Source organism: Rhodothermales bacterium (assembly GCA_040221055.1).
Classification (GTDB): domain Bacteria; phylum Bacteroidota; class Rhodothermia; order Rhodothermales; family UBA10348; genus 1-14-0-65-60-17.
Genome location: JAVJVN010000020.1, coordinates 40,827 through 60,962, shown reverse-complemented (window position 1 = coordinate 60,962; position 20,136 = coordinate 40,827). Strand labels below are relative to the sequence as shown.

General features: G+C 61.3%; 18 protein-coding genes. 6 read left to right on the top strand and 12 right to left on the bottom strand.

The features are described from left to right. Positions 1-81: 81 nt before the first annotated feature. Positions 82-939: a c-type cytochrome gene (locus RIE53_12795; protein MEQ9105561.1), complete on the top strand. Its 858-nt coding sequence runs from the start codon at positions 82-84 to the stop codon at positions 937-939. A 5-nt stretch (positions 940-944) separates the two neighbouring features. On the opposite strand, the gene RIE53_12790 is transcribed toward RIE53_12795, so the two are convergent. Next, positions 945-1,838, bottom strand: coding sequence for an MBL fold metallo-hydrolase (locus RIE53_12790; protein ID MEQ9105560.1), 894 nt, complete (start codon positions 1,836-1,838; stop codon positions 945-947). Between the two features lie 161 nt (positions 1,839-1,999). Further along, the gene (locus RIE53_12785; protein ID MEQ9105559.1) at positions 2,000-2,815 is read right to left on the bottom strand and encodes an SDR family oxidoreductase; all 816 of its coding nucleotides are present in this window, start codon (positions 2,813-2,815) and stop codon (positions 2,000-2,002) included. Between the two features lie 176 nt (positions 2,816-2,991). Between RIE53_12785 and RIE53_12780 the strand changes: the two genes are divergently transcribed. After that, positions 2,992-3,393, top strand: coding sequence for a RidA family protein (locus RIE53_12780; protein ID MEQ9105558.1), 402 nt, complete (start codon positions 2,992-2,994; stop codon positions 3,391-3,393). 8 nt (positions 3,394-3,401) lie between these two features. On the opposite strand, the gene RIE53_12775 is transcribed toward RIE53_12780, so the two are convergent. From RIE53_12775 to RIE53_12730, 10 genes are all read right to left on the bottom strand, one after another. Next, positions 3,402-3,968: a hypothetical protein gene (locus RIE53_12775; protein MEQ9105557.1), complete on the bottom strand. Its 567-nt coding sequence runs from the start codon at positions 3,966-3,968 to the stop codon at positions 3,402-3,404. Positions 3,969-4,028: 60 nt separating this feature from the next. Next, positions 4,029-4,550 (bottom strand): adenine phosphoribosyltransferase, encoded by a 522-nt coding sequence (locus RIE53_12770; GenBank protein ID MEQ9105556.1) that lies wholly within the window; start codon positions 4,548-4,550, stop codon positions 4,029-4,031. Continuing rightward, the gene (locus tag RIE53_12765; GenBank protein MEQ9105555.1) at positions 4,547-5,734 is read right to left on the bottom strand and encodes an N-acetylmuramoyl-L-alanine amidase; all 1,188 of its coding nucleotides are present in this window, start codon (positions 5,732-5,734) and stop codon (positions 4,547-4,549) included. Before RIE53_12765 ends, RIE53_12770 begins: the two co-directional genes overlap by 4 nt. 46 nt (positions 5,735-5,780) lie before the next feature. Next, complete coding sequence (locus RIE53_12760; protein MEQ9105554.1) at positions 5,781-6,260, bottom strand: hypothetical protein; 480 nt, start codon at positions 6,258-6,260, stop codon at positions 5,781-5,783. Between the two features lie 67 nt (positions 6,261-6,327). Next, positions 6,328-7,197 (bottom strand): hypothetical protein, encoded by an 870-nt coding sequence (locus RIE53_12755; protein ID MEQ9105553.1) that lies wholly within the window; start codon positions 7,195-7,197, stop codon positions 6,328-6,330. A gap of 19 nt (positions 7,198-7,216) precedes the next feature. Continuing rightward, positions 7,217-7,759 carry a hypothetical protein gene (locus RIE53_12750; protein MEQ9105552.1) on the bottom strand — a complete coding sequence of 181 codons (543 nt, stop codon included), beginning with the start codon at positions 7,757-7,759 and terminating at the stop codon, positions 7,217-7,219. Between the two features lies 1 nt (position 7,760). Further along, entirely contained in the window at positions 7,761-8,345 is a 585-nt protein-coding gene (locus tag RIE53_12745; GenBank protein ID MEQ9105551.1) for a sigma-70 family RNA polymerase sigma factor, read from the bottom strand. Positions 8,346-8,390: 45 nt separating this feature from the next. Next, complete coding sequence (locus tag RIE53_12740) at positions 8,391-10,580, bottom strand: LysM peptidoglycan-binding domain-containing protein (GenBank protein MEQ9105550.1); 2,190 nt, start codon at positions 10,578-10,580, stop codon at positions 8,391-8,393. A 40-nt stretch (positions 10,581-10,620) separates the two neighbouring features. Beyond that, positions 10,621-12,162, bottom strand: a complete 1,542-nt coding sequence (locus tag RIE53_12735; protein MEQ9105549.1) for an acyl-CoA carboxylase subunit beta — start codon at positions 12,160-12,162, stop codon at positions 10,621-10,623. Positions 12,163-12,170: 8 nt separating this feature from the next. After that, the gene (locus RIE53_12730) at positions 12,171-13,409 is read right to left on the bottom strand and encodes a hypothetical protein (GenBank protein MEQ9105548.1); all 1,239 of its coding nucleotides are present in this window, start codon (positions 13,407-13,409) and stop codon (positions 12,171-12,173) included. A gap of 310 nt (positions 13,410-13,719) precedes the next feature. On the opposite strand from RIE53_12730, the gene RIE53_12725 reads away from it, so the two are divergent. The 4 genes from RIE53_12725 (at position 13,720) to RIE53_12710 (ending at position 20,128) form a co-directional block, all read left to right on the top strand. Continuing rightward, positions 13,720-14,949, top strand: a complete 1,230-nt coding sequence (locus tag RIE53_12725; protein ID MEQ9105547.1) for a hypothetical protein — start codon at positions 13,720-13,722, stop codon at positions 14,947-14,949. Between the two features lie 4 nt (positions 14,950-14,953). After that, positions 14,954-16,219 (top strand): Gfo/Idh/MocA family oxidoreductase, encoded by a 1,266-nt coding sequence (locus RIE53_12720; protein ID MEQ9105546.1) that lies wholly within the window; start codon positions 14,954-14,956, stop codon positions 16,217-16,219. Beyond that, complete coding sequence (locus RIE53_12715; GenBank protein MEQ9105545.1) at positions 16,216-19,368, top strand: hypothetical protein; 3,153 nt, start codon at positions 16,216-16,218, stop codon at positions 19,366-19,368. Before RIE53_12720 ends, RIE53_12715 begins: the two co-directional genes overlap by 4 nt. Before the next feature lie 106 nt (positions 19,369-19,474). Beyond that, complete coding sequence (locus tag RIE53_12710; protein ID MEQ9105544.1) at positions 19,475-20,128, top strand: hypothetical protein; 654 nt, start codon at positions 19,475-19,477, stop codon at positions 20,126-20,128. Positions 20,129-20,136: the final 8 nt, after the last annotated feature.

Genomic DNA, 20,136 nt, shown 5'->3' with positions numbered 1-20,136 from the left:
CGTTCGGTGATCGTTCCCGTATTGCATGTGACGCGGGATTTCTGCTACATTCGGCGACACCCAACCAACCCCTTTTCACCCATGAAAGCACTCAAATTGACGTTACGCATCCTCGGCGTACTCGTCATTCTGCTGCTGATTGCGGGCGTGGCGCTGTTCATGCGCGGATCGTCGGCCGTCAGCAAGACCTATGAGGCCCCGGTCGATACGATTGCCCTGTCCGGCGATTCCGCGACGCTTGCACTCGGGGAATACATTGTCCGAAGCCACGGATGCCAGGACTGCCACGGGGCCAACCTGAGCGGAACCGTCATGGTCGATGCCCCTCCCTTCCTGGTGGCGGCATCGAACCTGACGCCGGGTGCCGGAGGCATTGGCACGACCTACACGGACGCCGACTGGATCCGAACCATACGCCACGGCGTGAAGCCGAACGGAGCGGGCACCTGGGTCATGCCGTCGGAGGCCTATTATTACTTGAACGACCGGGAGCTTGGTGCCCTGGTTTCCTACTTGAAACAGCTTCCTGCGGTCGACAACACGCTTCCGGCCACGGAAATCCGACCCATGGGCCGCGTCATTGCGGGCATGGATGCCAAGTTCCGGCCGACGTCCGAACTGATTACGGGGGCTCCCCGTCTGGAAGGCCGAGAGCCCGGCCCGACCGCTGAGTGGGGCGAATACCGGGCTTCCGTCATGTGCGTGGTGTGCCACGGGCAGGGCCTGACCGGCGCCCAGCCACCAAATCCGGATGCCCCGTTTGCTCCGGACCTGCGTATGGCGGCCTCGTGGTCGCTTGATGATTTCAAGTCGGCCCTTCGCACGGGGGTAACGCCGGACGGGCGTGAATTGGACCCCGAATTCATGCCCTGGACGGCGCTCGGTCAGTTGTCGGAGGATGAAATGACCGCCATCCATCTGTACCTGCAGACGCTGTAGCCGATTTACAATCCCACCGTTTCGCCCGTCTCGGCGATATGGAATCCGGCGCTGATCACCGATTGCCATTCAGGCGAACCGGCGATCAGCGCCGGATTCGTATGGTTCAGGTGGATGAAGCGGACCTTTCCGCGGGTCGTGTCTGCGGCTGTCGCCAGTCGCTCCATGGTCGTGGTGATGAACGGATGCGGGAAGCCGCTCATGTCACGCCCCGGAATTTCCCCGTCGGCGAAGAAGGTGGCGTCGAGATACGCGATGTCCACCGATGCCAGCATGTCCTCCAGGAGAACGCCCCAGGAATCCCACTCCGCCCAGGAATCGATGTCCGGAATGAACAGGGCGCTGCGGGACGGACCATCAATCCGGTAACCCACAACCTCTGAGAATTCGGGACGGTGGGGGACCAGGAACGGTGTGACGCGGAGCCGTTCGTTGAGTACGATGGTCGAATCGGCGACCAGCGGAGAGAGCCGGATATTGCCGTACCTCACCAGTTGGCTCCATGGACCATGTTCGGACAGGTACGTGGCCATGCGGGGCATAGCGTGAACGGGCACACTGTCGGCGCCCATCGATTCGTGTCCGAGGAACATGAGTCCGGTGTAGTGGCCCATGTGCGCGTGGGTCAGGAAAATGCCATCGGGGGCGCGCCGGGGCGTCCGCGTAGCCGAATCCGCGGAAAACTGTGTAGCGGCAGCGGCAGCGAACTGGTCAAGGGCATACCACTGGTGCCTGAAATCCGGCGTCGCCTCGAACATCCAGGTTTCTCCGGAGACCGGGTCGACGAGTCCCAGCGAGACCACGCGTTCAGCACGGGACGGATCGGTCCATCCGGGGTGGGCGTGGCTGCCGGTCTGCGGGACACCACCGTCCTGCCCCACGCCCAGAACAAGTAGCATGGGGGCATTCTCTGCGCTGGCAGAAGCCGGAGCCGCACCTGGAGTTGGAGGCTCGACGCATCCCTGGGGCAGGAGGCCGGCAATCAACGCGCCAATGAAAAGGACGAGCGGCGAGCTTCGCATCGTTCAGAAAAGAGAAAGAAGAGGTGAGATGGGATGTCCTACAGAAGGGACTTGATGGCGCCGCCGTCCACGGGGAGCGCCACGCCGGTAATGTATCCTGCCGGTCGGCTTACCAGGAATGCAGCCGCGGCAGCAAATTCCTGTTCGGTGCCAATCCGGCGCAGCGCAGCCATCGCGGCCCACCCGTCTTCCACCTCAGCCATGGTGACCTGCCGGCGTTCCGACAGGGAGGTCGCCAGATCGGTCAAACGGTCGGTCCGGGTGTATCCGGGCAGGATGGTGTTGACGGTGATTCCCTCCGGACCGAGTTCTTCGGACAGGCTCTTGGCAAACCCCTGGACCCCGGCGCGCGAAACGTTCGAGAGGTAGAGTCCGGCAACGGGCTGCTTTGCCGACAGGGAGGTGATCATGAGGATGCGCGCGAGTCCATCCGGCCGGGCAGCGGCCGCTCGCAGGTGCGGAAGGGCGGCCCGGGTCAGGTTGATGGTGCTCACGAGATTCAGTTCGAGGGCCATTCGCCAGTCGTCCGCATTGAAGTCATCCACGGTACCAGCCGGAGGACCGCCAGCGTTACAGACCAGGATGTCCAGGCCTCCGTACGTGCTAACGACCTCATCCACGGCGGTGTGGATGGCCGCCTCGTCGGTAACATCGCACACGAGGGGCAATACGCGGTCCCGGGAGACGCCCGCTGCATCGGCCACGCTCACGGCGGCGGTATGGATGCGCACCGAATTCCGGGAGCAGATGCCCACCCGGACCCCTTCACGGGCCAATGCGATGGCCGTGGCACGACCCAGTCCGCTGCTGGCGCCGGTGACGAGTGCTGTACGATCCTGGAGTCCGAGGTTCATGGTTCTGGCGGATGGTTCTGGGATGTTGGCGTGTGGGTCTGGCAAGGGTATTGGGCAAGTGAGGCCGGCGGAGGATGCCGGCAGGCGCGCCCTGCCCGGAAGTTAAAGAATAATTCGCTTGTCCAAAGAGCTGGAATCACGGAATTTGCGAGTATCCATAACCTACAGGGACACGCATGCGGAAGAAAGAACTGGTTACTGAACGATCCCGGGTAAAGACCAAGCTGGCACCAGCGGCCATTGGTCCGTACAGCCAGGCCGTTTTTGTCGGGGATACCCTGTATTGCTCCGGTCAGATAGCCATTGACCCCACCAGCGGGCATATGGTGACGGAGGGCATTGAAGCCGAAACGGAACGGGTACTGGAAAATCTCCGCGGCGTATTGACGGCGGCTGGATTGTCCATGAACCATGTGGTGGCGTGCCGGGTCTACATGACCGACATCAACGATTACGCGCAGGTAAACGAAGTGTACGCGCGCTATTTCGGTGAGAACGCTCCCGCCCGTGAAGCCCTGCAGGTATCGGCATTGCCGCGCGACGCCCGGGTGGAAATATCCTGCGTGGCGGTTCGGTAGGACGCTTCCTACACGCCCTCTACTTCCACCCGAACGGTGAGGACCAGGCTCATTTCGTAGGACTGCCCGGTACGCAGTGTCTCCGGATCGATCTGCAGGATCAGGCCGAAGTTGGGCCGCTCAAGGAAGGCGGCGATATCCCGGTTGGGCAGCACGGTCATCTGGGCGGTCCGGGAAGCCGGGAAGTTGGACGTATTGGCCACTTCCGTCTGCGACACGCCGGTTGCGGTGAATTTCAGGATGGCCTGGTCCAGGAAGGCCACGTTCTCGTTCACCGGGAAGAGCATGACGATCTGGGCTGATTGCAGCGACGCCGAGACGATTTCGCCCTTTGAGAACCCCTGTTCGGACAGCTTGCCGGCAATATCCAGTTGGCACCCGCAATCCAGATCCTGGAGGCGACCGGTCTGCAGGTCATTGGCATTGAACCCCAGGGAGATGGGATTCCCGTCCACGTCTTCTGTGATCTGCATGGTCAGGAAGATGGTTTCGGAGCTCGGGTCGACCGAGTCGCACCCGGCCAGGATGACAAGAAAAAAGGCTCCGAGGATCAATTGGAATCGGGATCGCATCATGGAAATGGTACAGGATTGAACGGAAAGCGGAGCAGGAGAGCCAGTCGTGTTCGACGCGAATCAGACTGGCAGGAGGGCATGTACGGGAACAGCGTCGTCCAGGTTGGATCGCCCATTGAGCGCCGTGAGTTCCACCAGGAACGAAAATCCTACCACACGGGCCTCCGCGAATTCGGCCAGGCGATGGGTGGCGGCAGCGGTACCGCCGGTGGCGATGACGTCGTCGTGGATGAGGACACGGTCCCCCTCCGAGAGCGCATCGATGTGCATTTCGATGGTGTCCGTGCCATATTCCAGGTCATACGTCTCTTTGATGGTCGTGTACGGCAACTTGCCTTCTTTCCGGACCGGAACGAAGCCCGCATCGAGTGCTTCAGCAATCATGGCGCCAAGGATGAACCCCCGGGACTCAATCCCGATGACCTTGGTGATGTTTTCAGCCTTCCAGGGTTCAACCAGAAGATGGACCGCCTGCCGTACCAGATCGGCCCTGGCCAGGATGGGTGTAATATCCTTGAACTGGATGCCCGGTGACGGGAAATCCGGGACGTTCCGGATGGCAGCGAGAAGTTCGGTGATCATGGGTTGGAGAGAGTCAGGTGGAGGCCACGTTCGTAGGCATCCTTGAATTCGCGGACCGACCGGAAGATAGCGCTGGCCAGATAGGTCTGTCCATCGTCGGAAGCAAGGAATCGGGCTTCATCCGGGTTCGTGATGAACCCCAACTCCACGAGAACGGCAGGCATGGACGCACTCCAAAGCACGTAGAACCCGGCTTGCTTCACACCCCGGTTCCGTCGCCCGACACGATCGGTGAATTGGCCCTGGATGATGCTGGCCAGGGCTTCGCTCTGCCGGATATAGCCGCTCTGTGTCAAGGTATGCTGGATGAGTCGCGGCCCACGAAAGGCTTCGTACACGGTGGGATCGTCTTCCAGCTGGATGACTTCATTTTCCTTTTCCATGACCTGGCGGGCCGCCTCGGTCTTGTGCAGGCCGACAAAGAACGTTTCCGCACCGTGCGCTTGCGCGCTCCGGGCGGAATTGGTGTGCAACGAAATGAACAACTTTCCGCCGGCTTCATTCGCCAGTCGCCCCCGTTCGTGCAATGGAATGAACGTGTCGTCCTCCCGCGTATACACCACGTTCACGTCCAGCAATTCCTCCAGGTAGGCCCCCAGTTTCTTGGCCACCGAGAGTACGATGTCCTTCTCACGGAGCCCCCGGTGTCCAACGGCTCCCGAATCCTTGCCTCCGTGACCGGCGTCGATCACGACCGTGTCCAGTCGCCATCGGCCGGCGGCCTGCTCGGTATTCACGGGCGTCGGCATGCCGGGTCGGGGGGGAGGAACGGCCACAAGGATGTCGGTCGATGCGCCATCACGGTAAACGGTCGGGGCCTCCGTGCCTTCCTGGACGGTCAGGCGGAGTTCGACCTGTCCATCGGCTTCATCCAGCCGATACGCCGAAACCGGCCCGATGGATGCGTCGAGCTGCCTGTCCGGAGAAAGGGAGGTGCGGAAGAGGACGATGGACCATGTGCCCGTTTCGCCGGACCGGGCCTCACTGAAGGCATCGACTTTTCCGGTTGTGTGGATGCGCACAATGGTGTGTCCGGTACGCGAAGACAGGGCGAACGAAACCCGTTCGATGACGGACACCTCTTCGGAAAGGGGTGTGATGAGAGCGGCCCGGGTCGCGCCTGCACCCAGCAGGACGACCCAGGCCGTGATCAGGAAGGATATGGCGGAGCGGGGTGTGCGCATGGATGACGTGGATACCCTTCCATGCCGCGATGTTCCCGCGCTCGGCCTACCAGTCGTAGACGTCGCGGTGTCCGAGCAATTCGCTTTTGCGTTTCCGGATGATCTCATCACGGGCTTCGGAACGGGTGGCAATCCGTTCTTCCAGACGTGCGATTTCTTCTTTCATTTCCTCAACGCGTTGTCGCTGGGCTTCCAGTTTACCGTTGAAGATGTCTTCCAGCAGATCATCCAGTTCCGCCTCGAGTTCGGCCGTATCCCCATCCGCCTGGCGGATTCGCTCTGCCAGACGACGGGACTGCATTTCCTTTTCGGAGAAGCGGTGGAGTTGGCCGAAGAACGGCTCGAGCCGGGCCTTGTATTCGCCATCGCGAAGCATATCGAGATGGGCCTCGAAGCCCGGAGAAACAAGGGAGTAGGCGCGGACGGACGATTCCTTGTCCTGGGCCTCGGCATGGCTGGCGGGAAGCATGAGCAGGAATGCACCGGTCATCAGGGCCAACGCGGTTGTTCGATTCAGAACGTTCATGACGTATAGGGTTTGGTTGAGGTACGTGCGTTGGGGGTGGAATGAGTGGCTACCGGTGCGCGGCCTTCTATTGCTTGCCGGTGAGTTCTTCTATCCGCCGCTGGATGAGGGCATCCCGCTGGCTCTCACGGGCCTGCAGACGCTCCTGGAGATCCCTCAGCTGGGCGGAGAGCTGCTCGATTTCACGCTGGCGGTTTTTCTGTTTGAGCTCGAAGATCGTGTTCAATTTGGTATGCAGCTCTTTCCGGAGTCGCTCCGAATCGGCCTCGGAGCGGGCCGAGACAATCCGTCGGGCAAGCATGCGGGATTCCGACTCCAGCGCATGCTCCAGGCGAAGCTGTTCGTAGAGCTCGCGATCATTGTCCTGCACTTCGTGGAGGTAGGCCTGGTACTGGGCCTGCGGAAGGACTTCAGCAATCCGGGCGGCCGATTCGACTTCGGCCACCATCCGTCGCATGATACCTGCCTTTTCCGGTGTGGTCTTCTCGAAGACGACACGGATACTGTCCAGCTCAGCGGCCTGGGACTGCAGGGCTTTGACGTAGAACGAGTATTGGTCGTTGCTGCGTTCCGTCAGTACGCCGGCGTTGTTGGAACGGAGCACGCGTACCGGGAATTCCTTGTCCTCATTTGCAAAGTAGACCATGACCCGGCCGGGTTCCTGCTCGTCCACCTTGACTTCCAGCAGCTTGCCGTCCACCACCTGGTACACGTGGTCGCGGATTTGAAGCAAGGCATCCTCATCACTCCAGAAGTTCAGATTCCCGCGGAGGGAGCGGGCATCGAGGGAGGCCGGCAAGTCCTTGGGTGCCAGTCGGTTGCCGTCAACATAGACGACGCCGTTTTCGAACGACACCTTGTGCACGGTCTGTGCCCGGGTGGCCGTACTTGATCCCAGCAGAAGGATCGCAAGAAGAATCAGGGTTCTCGTATTCATGACCGTAGCGTTCTTTTCATCAGTTGGCACCCACCGGCACCAGATTGCCGGGGCGCCCTGAAGGCAGTGATTCAAGTGGGACCGGGGGTTCGTCCCATGAGAGTGGGGATTGGGGCCGCATGGAATCCATGCGGCGATAGACTTGGCGGATATGGGTCGCATCGTCCCACGACAACTCGGTGTCGGCAGCAAGCGCAGGCGGCGTGGTCCCCGGAACGGTTTCCGGATCCGGTGTGGAAAACCACCCGAGGGCCACCGCCAGTACAAGGGCCGCGGCCACCGCGAGACCCGAGAACAACAGGCGGCGGGGCCGCATGAACCGGTGGACGGCCGGACGGTCCGTACGTTGGGCCGACGGAGGAGCGGTGGCCGCGGCCATGATCCGGTCCAGGACCTCGGCATCGGGTCGGACGGCCGGGCGCCGATCGAGCTTGAATTTCACCTCGGACAGCGTCCGGTACTCGTCACGCACCGACGCATCGGCCAACAGCGCGCGCAGGTCGCTGTCCTCGCGGGGCTCATCGTACAGGTGCAGGAGGGTCTGTTTGCGTTGGTCTTCCATATCAGGCGCCTACCGGTAATTCGGTGACTTCGAGCATTTTTCTGAGGTTCAACAGGGCGTATCGCATGCGGCCCAAGGCCGTGTTGATGGAACAGTCGGTCAGTGCGGCAATCTCGCGGAAGGTCAGGTCGGATTCATGCCGGAGCAGGACCACTTCCCGTTGTTCGGGAGGCAACCGATCTATGCAGGCCATGAGGATATCGGCTTCCTGGCCGGCCTGCAACACGTCGTCCGTGGGGAGGTCATCAGCGGGCAGGGTGTCCCACCAACTGAAGTCTTCATTGTCCGGTACGTCCTGCCATTTCTTGCGGGTACGCAAATGGTCCAGCGCCGCATTGCGGGCAATCCGCATGATCCATCCAAGGAAGCGCCCCTGATGATGGTAGGAGCCCCGGTCTTTCCGGAGCGCCGCAATCACGCGGATGAAGGTTTCCTGGAAGAGATCGTCGGCGACGGCCCGGTCCCGGACCATCCCCAGCAGGTACCCATACACCTTCTCCTGATGGCGTTCCACCAGGATCCGGAACGCGTGGTCGTCACCCCGTTCCGCGTATGCGCCAGCAAGCTCCTCGTCCGTCGGATGCATGTCGTTGTTGAACCGTTCCCGGATACAACGCACGCGCTGCCGGGATTATTGCCTGAGTATCCTGAGCTGCTGTCCGACGCGGATGGTGTTCGAGGACAGGTTGTTCCAGTCCTTGATCAGGGCGACCGTCACACCATGCCTGCCGGCAATTCCGATCAGCGTGTCACCGCGTTGGACCGTGTACGTTACGGAGCTCGACGTTCCGGGATACACCGTCAGGCGCTGTCCAATGCGGATGTTCGATCCGCTTATGCTGTTCCACTGGCGCAATTGGGAGACGCCGACGCCGTACGATTCGGCAATCTGACTCAGGGTGTCGCCCCGCTTGACCGTGTACTGAACCGGCTCATTCGATTCCGCCGTTGTGGTTGCCGGAGCCGATCGGCCATCCGTATAGATGGTCAGCCGTTGTCCGACATTGATCCGTGACCCGGACATGCTGTTCCACCCGCGGATGTTGTCGAGCGGGACATTGTACCGGGTGGCGAGCCCGCTGAGGGTCTCGCCGCGGCGGACCACGTGGACAATCCGGACTTCAGCCGGCGGGGTGGCCGAAGCCGTTCCCGGTCCGTCCGCACCGATGGGTGTAGTGGAGACCGTACGGACCGGCGTTGCGGCAGGAACAGGGCCTGCACCGGCAAGGGCAGGAGCCTGCTCCTGTTCCAATCGGATGGGCTGGATGCGACGCGGTGGATACGATATATCCGCGGCCGTTCCTGCGAACTGGACGGTCGAAATGTCGGTCGTGTAGTCGGCGATGGGTACCACCAGGCGCTGGCCGATGTTGATACGCGTGGATCGGAGTCCGTTCTTCTGCATGATCTGCGAGACCGATACGCCGAAGTCCTGCGAAATGCCGCTCAACGTGTCTCCGGACTTGACCACATATTCGCCCGAGGGTCGCCGTGCCGACGGGGGCAATGCCTCGTAGGCCGCTGCGAAGGCGTCCCGCGTTCCGAGCGGAAGTCGCAGGTTGAATTCACCCGTCGAAGGGGGCAGGGTATCCCTGCGAAGGTTGGGGTTCAATGCCTTCAACGTGGTGACGTCGGTACCGGCCATGGTGGCCACGTCCTCAAGGGACAGCATTCCGGTGACCGGCACCACATGGTAGGCATAGGCGGGGCCCGGTTCGGACGGCACCGGCACACCGAAGGCGGTCGGATTGGACGCAATCAGTGACGTGGCAATGAACATCGGAACATAGTTCCGGGTCTCCCGGGGCAGGTAGGGGTAGATATCCCAGTAGTCCGGGTTGCTTATTCCGGTGTTCCTTGCACGCTGCTGGGCACGCTTTATGCAACGGGGGGAACAGTTGTACCCGGCCAGGGCCACCTGCCAATCCTGTCCATACATCTGATACAGATCCTTCAGGTGGCGGGCTGCGGCGCGGGTGGCAAGTTCAGGGTCGGCACGATCGTCCACCCACGCGTTCACGTTCAGGTCGTAGGCCCGACCGGTAGCCGCCATGAACTGCCACATGCCACCGGCAGACGCCCAGGATCGCGCCCGGGGGTTCAATCCCGACTCGATCATGGCCAGGTACTTGAGTTCATCCGGCACACCTTCCTCCGCGAAAATCTGTTCGATCATGGGGAAGTACGTATCCGCCCGGCGCAGCCAGGTCTGCAACACTTCCTTCCGGTCGCGCAACAGGAACTCCATGGAATTCTCGACCAACCGGTTCATGGTCATGGGGACATCCGTCCCGACGGGTTGCAGTCCGGACGGGACCACGTCCTCCAGCAGGGGATCCTGCGTCTGTTCCAGGGCCGCGAACATGTCACGGCGCAGTTCGAAAATGTCCCCGAAGGCCACAAAAAGGGTGTCCGTCGGACCGTAGAATCGTTCGTACTCGGTCACGACCATCCGATAGGCATCGGAAAAACGGTCATTGTCGGTGACGCCGTCCTGTCGCAGCAGATCGCCCAGCTCCGTCATGGCCAGATCCAACGAAGCCACGACGGCGTCCCGGTCGTCACGTGCAATAGCGGCCATAAGATCGGACTGATGACCGTAGAGGACGGACAACTTTTCCATCAGCACACGCTCGGACCATTGCTCAGCGCCCTCTCCCAACCCCATCCGGTCCAGGTTCACGGTCGTCTGCAGGGTGGTCGGAGGAAGGAGGTCCACCCGTTGTGCGTCCTGCTGGCGGGCCTCGGCCGCTCCGGACGACAGGACAATCAACAGGGTCAGGGTCAGGAGTCGGACGGTGGCCAGGTAGGATGGATGCACAGCTTTGTACCGGATGGTTTAAGCGGTAGAATACAATGGGTTAAAGCGGGATGTTTCCGTGCTTCCTTTTCGGGTTGCGAACGGCCTTGTTCCGCAACATCTCCAGCCCCCGGATGAGCCGCGCCCGCGTTTCCGACGGCCGGATGACATCGTCCACATAGCCGTACTCAGCGGCAATATAGGGGTTGGCAAACCGCTCCCGGTACTCGGCTTCAATCCGGGCCTGGGTGGCCTCTGGTTCGTCGGACCCGGCAATCTCTTTCCGGTAAATGATTTCCACGGCGCCCTTGGGCCCCATAACGGCTATCTCCGCGGTAGGCCACGCCAGATTCAGGTCGCCGCGGATATGCTTGGAGTTCATGACATCGTAGGCACCACCGTAGGCCTTCCGGGTGATGACGGTGATCTTGGGTACCGTGGCTTCGCAGAAGGCGTACAGCAGCTTGGCGCCGTGCCGGATGATTCCGCGCCACTCCTGATCGGTCCCCGGCATGAACCCCGGTACATCCTCGAAAACGACAAGGGGAATGTTGAAGGCATCGCAGAAGCGGACGAAGCGGGCCCCCTTGACGGACGAATCGATATCCAGCACCCCGGCGAGGACCGCCGGATTGTTGGCCACGATGCCGATCGGTTGCCCATCCATGCGGGCAAATCCGACCAGGATGTTGGGGGCGAAGTCCGGGTGGATTTCGAAAAACGAATCCGCATCCACGATCCTGCCGATCACGGAATGCATGTCGTAGGGTTTGTTCGGGTTCTCCGGAACAGCCGCGTTGAGCGATTCATCCGACACCGGTTGTCCGGGCGACGGCGAACGGGGGGCGGGCTCTTCGCAGTTGGACGGCAGGTATCCCAACAGGGCGCGGATGGCCATCAGGCAATCCACCTCGCTGGCGCATGCACGGTGGGCCACGCCGCTCTTGCTGGCATGGGTGCCGGCACCGCCCAGTTCCTCGGACGAGACATCCTCCTGCGTGACCGTTTTGACCACATTGGGTCCCGTCACGAACATGTAGCTCGTTCCCTGAACCATGAACACGAAGTCCGTGATGGCCGGACTGTAGACCGCGCCCCCGGCGCAGGGACCCATGACGGCGGAGATCTGAGGGACAACCCCGGAGGCCAGGGTATTCAGCAGGAAGATGTCGGCGTAGCCTCCCAGGGAAACCACGCCTTCCTGGATGCGGGCGCCCCCCGAGTCGTTCAGCCCGATGATGGGTGCGCCGTTGTCCATGGCCAATTGCATGACCTTGACGATTTTCTGGGCATTGGCTTGTCCCAGCGAACCCCCGAAAACGGTGAAGTCCTGGGAGTACACATAGACGAGACGACCGTCAATGGTGCCATAGCCGGTGATCACCCCATCACCATACGGGCGGTTGTCGGCCAGTCCGAAGTCCTTGGTCTGGTGGCGGACAAACATACCCAACTCCTCGAACGAACCTTCGTCCAGGAGCAGGTCCAGTCGTTCCCTGGCTGTCAGTTTGCCCTTGGCATGCTGTTGCTCGATCCGTTTGGCTCCACCGCCCTGCAGGGCAAGATCCCTGCGTTCGTCAAGATCCTTGTAGAGGTCGGCCATGATGCGGTTCAGGACTGGTTGGGATGAGGGTGATACCGGCTTTCGACGGCATTCGTGAATGCCACCGCGGTCTCGGAATATATGTCGACCGCGTGGGGCCTGTACACATCATTCGCAAGGATGCGGGAGGCTGCCGTCCAATCGGGCGCGGCGTTGAGGCGGGACAGGACCGTTCTGTAGAGCGACTCGTTGCCCGCGAAAAGCTCGGCAATGACCCGCATCCGGTCGGGCCCGTTCGTGCCGACCACCTGCCGTTCCATTTCCGGAAGCTCGGGCTCGGGTACAGCTGCACGTTCCTGGAATGTTTTCCAAAGCGGCTCTCCGGGCGCCGGGGCAGCATCCGGGGGACGCGTCGTTGCAGGCGGGTGCGGGTGGTTGGGCGCCTTTGAAAATTGTTTCCAGAGTGGCGCGGGCTCAGCGGGCGCAGACGGAGCGGCTTCCGGAGCCGTCCCTTCCTGACTGGCAGGTTCCTCGGTACCCAGTGTGCGCAGCAAGGACGTCAGGGTGGGTACGGAAATCATGTCCGCACGCGCCTTGTCGGCCGCCGTTTCGACAGCGTCCCGCGCGGCCGTATGGCCTCTGGCTTCCAGGAACCGGCTGGCGAAAGCAACCGGCAGGCCCTCGGAAATCAATCCCGAAAACGACACAAAGGTCACCAGCGGGCTCAAGTGGTTCATCCATGCATCGGCATCGAATTCCGAGACGATGTTCCGATCCACGTGGCGCAGGACACCGGCCAATTCGTGACGTGAAATCAACTCCTCCTTCTTCTTGTCGATGAATGCCCCGACGGCCCGGGTCAGGTGGGAGTAGTCCCGGAAGTAGCCGCTCCTGCGGCGGGCGTCGGCCGCACGGGCACTGTCGGATCCCTCCGCGAACAGGAAGGCGACAAGGGTCCGCGTCGGATCCAGCAAATAGGACAGTGTGGTCTCGACTGCGTGGTGAACGGCCCGGGGCCACTCGTCCGGTGGAAAACATGCGGCCCGCAAGGCTTCATGGTGCAGGTGTTCCATGGCTCCGGCTACCCCTGCATCGGCCGCATTGAACCAGGCAAAGGAGCTGTCAAGGGCTTCCCGGAGCTCGAGTTCTGTCCGGCGCTCCAGGGTCCGATCCAGGAAATTCAGCAGTGAAGGAGGGGTCCCGGCCTGTGTCAGGGCGTCCTGCATGGATGCACGACTGTGGGTCGCGCCCTCGGGCAGGTCGGTCAATATCCGGGCCACGATGGCCTCAGTAATTCGTTCTCGCATGGAATCGTCGGTAAAGGATGGCAGTCCTACGCGTGCATACGGGTCTGGTTTTACCAAAACCGGCCTGGTCCACTCCGGAATCCATCGAATGCGTGATGAATGTTCGGTCAATCGCCCGTACCCCCGACCTGTTTAAGTTATTTTCGTGGTGGCCGATACTCTTCATCGAGGCGACATCTTGTTCATCCAGGATCCGTCTCAAGGCGGTTTGTCCCGTGAAGAGCTCGGCCGAAAGGCCGAGCTCTTCTCATTTTATCCCAATCCGGACGTGCGCCTTTACCTTTTTGCCGGTTTACTTTGCCTGTTGGCCATGCCTGTTCGGCCGGCCGTATCCCAGGATACCCGCCCCCAGACCATTGCCGTCTTCCTGGACTGTCAGAACACGCGATGTGATTTCGATTACATCAGACGGGAGATCGACTACGTGAACCATGTCCGGGACCGGGTCGGGTCGGATGTGCATGTACTCGTTACCCGCGAATCGTCCGGCTCAGGTGGGAGCACCTACCAGTTGGAATTCATTGGTCTTGGCCCCTATGCCGGCCGGACGGACGTCCTCACGTACAGCTCGAGTTCCACGGATATTGAAAATGAGCGTCGGGCAGGACTGACGGAGGCCATTGCGCGTGGTCTCGTCCCGTACTTGGTGCGCACGCGGACCGGTGACCAGGTCGTGGTACGTGTGAACCCGGCCGTCGGGGAATCCATCGTGGACGAGGGTCCCGTGGAGGATCCCTGGAATTTCTGGGTCTTCAACGTGAGCGTCAACGGCAACTATGATGCCGAGGAGTCCAGCACGTCCCTGCGCCTGAATCCGCGTCTCAGCGCGAGTCGCGTCACGGAGATGTGGAAAACCTCCATGAACGGTCGTTTTTCATACCGGGAGAATACCTACGACGTGACCGATGGGACGCTGTCCGTCATCCAGCGGGACGGCTCCGTGTATGGCCTCGTTGTCAAGTCCATCGGGGATCATTGGGGTGTCGGAGCAACATCCTATTCGGAGACCAGCACCCGGAACAACATTGACTACTCCCTGTCGGTCTCACCGACCATCGAGTACAACATCTTTCCGTACGATCAGTCCTCCCAACGCGAATTGCGCATCCAGTGGGAGCTGAACTTCCGGCACTTCAACTACAACGAGATTACGGTATTCGAGAAACTGGAGGAGTCGGTCATCCAGCAGCAACTGTCGCTCCGGCTTGACCTCTCGCGCCCGTGGGGTTCGGCCAATGCACGCGTCCAGTTCGAATCGTTCCTGACGGACTACGAGAAATCCCTGACGGACCTGTACAAGGTCGAATTCGGCGGGGACATTTATTTCCGGCTGCTGCGAGGGCTCTCGGTCAACCTGGGTGCACAGGTATCTTCCATCCACGACCAGATCTATCTTGCCCAGGCAGACGCCTCGGACGAGGACATCCTGCTCGGGCGCATCAGCCTGCCGACCAGCTTCTCGTATGAGCTGGAGATGGGGCTCAGCTACCGATTCGGTTCCATTTACAACAACGTCGTGAATTCCCGTTTCGGCGGATAAACGCATGAGTATGACCGGAAAAAAGAGACTTGGTGTCGGTTTCATCGGAAGTGGCTTCATCGCCCAATTCCATATCCGTTCCTGGCAGGCCGTCCGTGACGCGGATATCCTGGGCGTCTGGAGTCCCAACAGGGAGAATGCCGAGGAGGCTGCGACCCTCGCTCGAACGCTTCGGGTCGGTGAGGCCAAGGCCTATGGTTCGATTACGGAGATGATTGCCGATCCGGCCATTGATTGCCTCTGGATCTGCGGCCCGAACCACCGCCGTGTCGAGAATATGGAAGAGATTGTCGATGCGCTGGGACGGGGCGTAGGAGAATTGGTGGGACTGGCCTGTGAGAAACCCCTCGCCCGGAATGTCGCCGAGGCCCGCCGTGTGGTGGAACTGGTGGAAGAGTCCGGTCTGCTTCATGGCTATCTGGAGGACCAGGTATTCTCTCCGGCCCTCATGCGCGGCAAGGAGATTTCATGGAAGCGGGGTGCGGCCCTCAGCGGCCGACCGTATCTGGCCCGGGCAGCCGAAGAGCACTCCGGCCCGCATGCCGCCTGGTTCTGGGACGGTACCCGCCAGGGTGGAGGCGTCCTCAATGACATGATGTGCCACTCCGTCGAGGTAGCCCGCTATCTGCTTACGCGTCCGGGGGCTCCGCGGTCGTCCATCCGCCCGGTAGCGGTGACCGGGCATATTGCCTCACTGAAGTGGTCGCGTCCTGAATACGCGGAAATCCTGCGTGCGCAGTTCGGGAAGTCCATCGATTACGCAACGCGACCTGCCGAGGATTTCGCGCGTGCCACCATCGAGTATGTGGACGAACAGGGGCATCCCTTGATTGCCGAGGTGACAACATCCTGGAGTTTCGTGGGGGCCGGTCTTCGCCTTTCTTCCGAGTTGCTGGGACCTGAATACTCCATGCGGGTGAATTCACTGGATTCCGGCGGGACCGTGTTCCTGAGCAGGAATGTCACGGGTTCGTCCGGCGAAGACCTGGTGGAGAAGCAGAATGCTGAGCAGGGCAGCATGCCCTACGTGGGCAACGAGGCGGCTGAATATGGATACGAAGACGAGAACCGCCACATGATCCGCTGTTTCCTGGATGGCCAGCAACCCGCGCTGGACTTCCATGCGGGTCTTGACGTCACGGAACAGCTCATGGCCGCCTACATGAGCGCGGAACAGGGACGACGCCTGACCTGGAGACCGGACGGTCTCGACACCTTCATTCCTGCCGTCGCGCAGGGCACGTGGAAACCCAATATCCCGGACGCATGAAACACCTGGCCACGACCACGACCACGACCTTCCTGATCCTTTTCATGTTGGCTGTGCCGGTGGTGCGTGCGCAGCAGCTGGACATGGACGCGATGTCGGCCATGAAGCCCCGCAATATCGGCCCGGCCGGCATGAGCGGACGCGTGACGGCCATCGATGCGGTCCACGATGATCCGTCCGTCATCTATGTGGGCACGGCTTCAGGGGGACTCTGGAAATCCACGAGCGGCGGCGTGGACTGGAAGCCGATTTTCGATGAGGAACCGGACCATTCCATTGGTGCCGTGGCCATCAACCAGTCCAATCCGGATATCGTCTGGGTGGGAGCCGGAGAAGGCAATCCTCGCAACAGCCAATCTTCCGGAAGCGGCCTCTATAAATCCCTGGACGGCGGCCGTTCGTGGACACGGCTCGGCCTGGAGATGTCCCGCAATATCCATCGGATCCTGCTGCATCCGACCGATCCCGACGTGGCTTGGATCGGGGTCCAGGGACCGGCTTGGGGCACATCGGACGAACGGGGAGTCTATGTGACCCGTGACGGTGGCAAAACGCTGGAGCGGAGCCTGTTCATCAACGATGGTACCGGTATCGGCGATCTGGTCATGGACCCGTCCAATCCCAACCACCTGCTCGCGGCCATGTGGGAGTTCAGGCGGTGGCCGTGGTTCTTCCATTCCGGAGGAGACGATTCCGGAATCTGGGAAACGTGGGATGGCGGCATCAACTGGGTCCGACAAACGACCAAGAATGGACTGCCCGCCGGGGATCTCGGTCGGATCGGCCTGGCCTTCGCCCACAATGAACCGGAAGTGGCGTACGCCTTGATTGAAGCCAAGAAGAACGGGCTGTACCGATCGGATGACGGCGGTTCGAACTGGCGGCTCGTGAACTCCGATGATGGGGTGAACAGTCGGCCTTTCTACTATGCGGACATCTTCGTCGACCCGGAGAACGAGAACCGGATCTATCGTCCGGAGACCTACATATATGTAAGCGAAGACGGAGGGCGTTCCTTCCGTCAATGGCAGCCTGGCTACAGCCAGAACGGCATCCATCCGGACCATCATGCCTTCTGGGTCTCCCCGTCCGATCCTGACTTCATTATTGAAGGGAATGATGGTGGCCTGTCCATTACGCACGACAAGGGGCGTACGTGGCGATTTGCCGAGAATCTGCCGGTGGCCCAGTTCTACCATATCAACGTGGACATGGACATCCCCTACAACGTCATGGGCGGCATGCAGGACAACGGGTCATGGGTGGGTCCGGCGTACGTGTGGCGGAGTGGCGGCATCCGGAACAGTCATTGGCAGGAAATGGCCTTCGGTGACGGCTTCGACGTGTCGCCCGATCCGGAAGACAGTCGGTTCGGCTACGCCATGAGCCAGGGGGGGAGCATTTCGCGATACGACCGGGAAACCGGGAATTCCAGCTTCATCAAGCCGCTCCATCCGGAGGGCACCTTCCTGCGGTTCAATTGGGACGCTGCCTTCGCGCAGGATCCGTTCGATGCCGGCACCCTCTGGTTCGGCAGCCAGTTCCTGCACAAATCCACGAACAGGGGACAGCGTTGGGAAATCGTATCGCCCGACCTGACCACGAACGATCCTGAAAAACAGCAGCAATTCGAGTCCGGCGGTCTGACGTACGACGTCACGCAGGCCGAAAACCACACCACCATCGTATCGATCGGCGTATCTCCTGTTGAACCGGGCATCCTGTGGGTCGGTACGGACGACGGCAATCTGCAGTTGTCCCGGGATGGCGGCGGATCGTGGACGAACCTGGCCAGTCGCCTGCGCGGCGTACCCGACGGATCGTGGGTGAAACAGATCAAGCCGTCCCCCCATCATGCCGCCGAGGCCGTGGTGGTGGTGGAAGACCATCGCCGGAACAACTGGGAGCCGTACGTTTATCGCACGCGTGATTTCGGTCGCACCTTCGAACGTGTGGCCGATGCCAACACCGTATATGGTTTCGCCCTCTCCTACGTTCAGGACCCGGTGGAACCCCGGCTGGCCTTCATGGGCACGGAATTCGGACTGTACGTGACCATTGATGATGGCGCGACCTGGACGAAATGGACGCAGGGGTACCCCACGGCGTCCACCATCGACCTGGTCATCCACCCGCGCGAGCACGATCTGGTCATTGGCACGTTCGGTCGCTCGGCATGGGTCCTGGATGACATCCGCCCGCTTCGGGCGCTGGCGTCTGAGGGGCTGGACGTGCTCGAAGACCCCGTCCGGCTGTATGAGCCGCCGATAGCCTACATGGCCGCCAATATCCAGGCATCCGGAACCCGTTTCATGGGGGATGCCATGTATGCAGGTGAGAATCGTCCGCGCGGTGCCATGCTTACCTACAGCATCCGGCCCGATACGTCCCTCGAGGAACAGGAGGTCACGGTCGACATCCTGGACGCGGATGGCGCGGTCATCCGGACGTTCGACGCGCCGGCCGAGGCCGGAATGAACCGGACGTTCTGGTCATTCACGCGCAAGGGGGTCCGGACGCCCAGTCGGACCGCTCCCCGGGCCAATGCCGCCGAGCCTTCGGGTGCGCAGGTGTTGCCGGGTACCTATACCGTGAAAATGACGTACGGCGATCACACATCCAGCGTCCAGTTGCACGTCGAGCCCGATCCCCGCTATCCGTACGACCGGGAGGCGGCACTGGCACGTATGGCCATGTACCGCACGTATGAACAACTGGCCACCCGTGCCACCCGGACTACGGATCGGTTGCGGGAGTTGAAAGAAGTCATTGCACGCGTATCGGCGCAGATGGAAGGTCGGGACGACTCCCTGGCAACGGCTGTCGCCAAACGCGGCGCATCGGTGGGCGATTCCCTGGATGTCCTCCTGGATGAATTCTTCGGCGTGGAGGGCAAGCAAGGCATCTACCGGAATCCGCATACCGTATCCAATACCCTTGGCACAGCCCGCTCCTACATCTTCTCGAGTGATCGCGCCCCGAATACTCCGGAAGATGTCGCGCTGTCACTGGCCTCAGCGTCCATCGATGCCTACGAGAAACGCGTAAACGCCGTGCTTCAGGCTGAGTGGGCGGCGTACCGTGCGGCCGTGGATGCCGCCGCGATCGAACTCGTACCGGCCCTCGAGGACGTCGGGGATGGCCAGTGATTGCGGGGATATCCCCTACACAACGTGCATGACTTTCGTGTACGGGCGGGATTGATTTCCTTGCGGATACTGCGGGTGTTGAGATCCGAACACCCCGAGGTCCGTCATGCGCCTACTGTACACCCTGTTTTTCGTACTTTTTCTGACCGCCTGCGCGAAACCGGCCGAAGAGGCACCTGAGGCCGTTACCGATCAGGTCCGCCTGCTGGTCGCCCATGAGGTCGACGACTATGCCGTCTGGCGGGAGCGGTTCAATGCACAGGTCGACGCCCGTCTGGATGCCGGCGTCGAGGATGAACTGGTCATGCAGGCGGAGGACAATCCGAACCTCGTGTTCGTCCTGCTGACGGTCCGGGACCGGGAAGCGGCCACGGCCTTCCTGACCGATCCCGAGACGGCCCGGTCCATGGAATTCGCCGGGGTCACGGGCGAGTTGCTCACCGAACTGGTCACATACGGGACCCTCTGGCCCACGACCACCGAGACCGGGCTGCGTCTGCTGGTCCGCCACCCCGTCGAGGATTTCGAGCGCTGGATGAACACCTTCAAGGGGCACGAACAGGAGCGGGCCAACGCGGGTGTGCACACCATGATGGTCACTCAGGCGCTGGACGACCCGAACGACGTGATGATGATGTTCAGCGTGACGGATCCGGAAACTGTTTCGGACTACATGTCGTCCCAACTGCTTCGTGTGACCATGCGGTTGGCCGGCGTCATCGGTGAACCACAGGCGTATTTCGTTACCGTAGCAGACTAGAGCATACA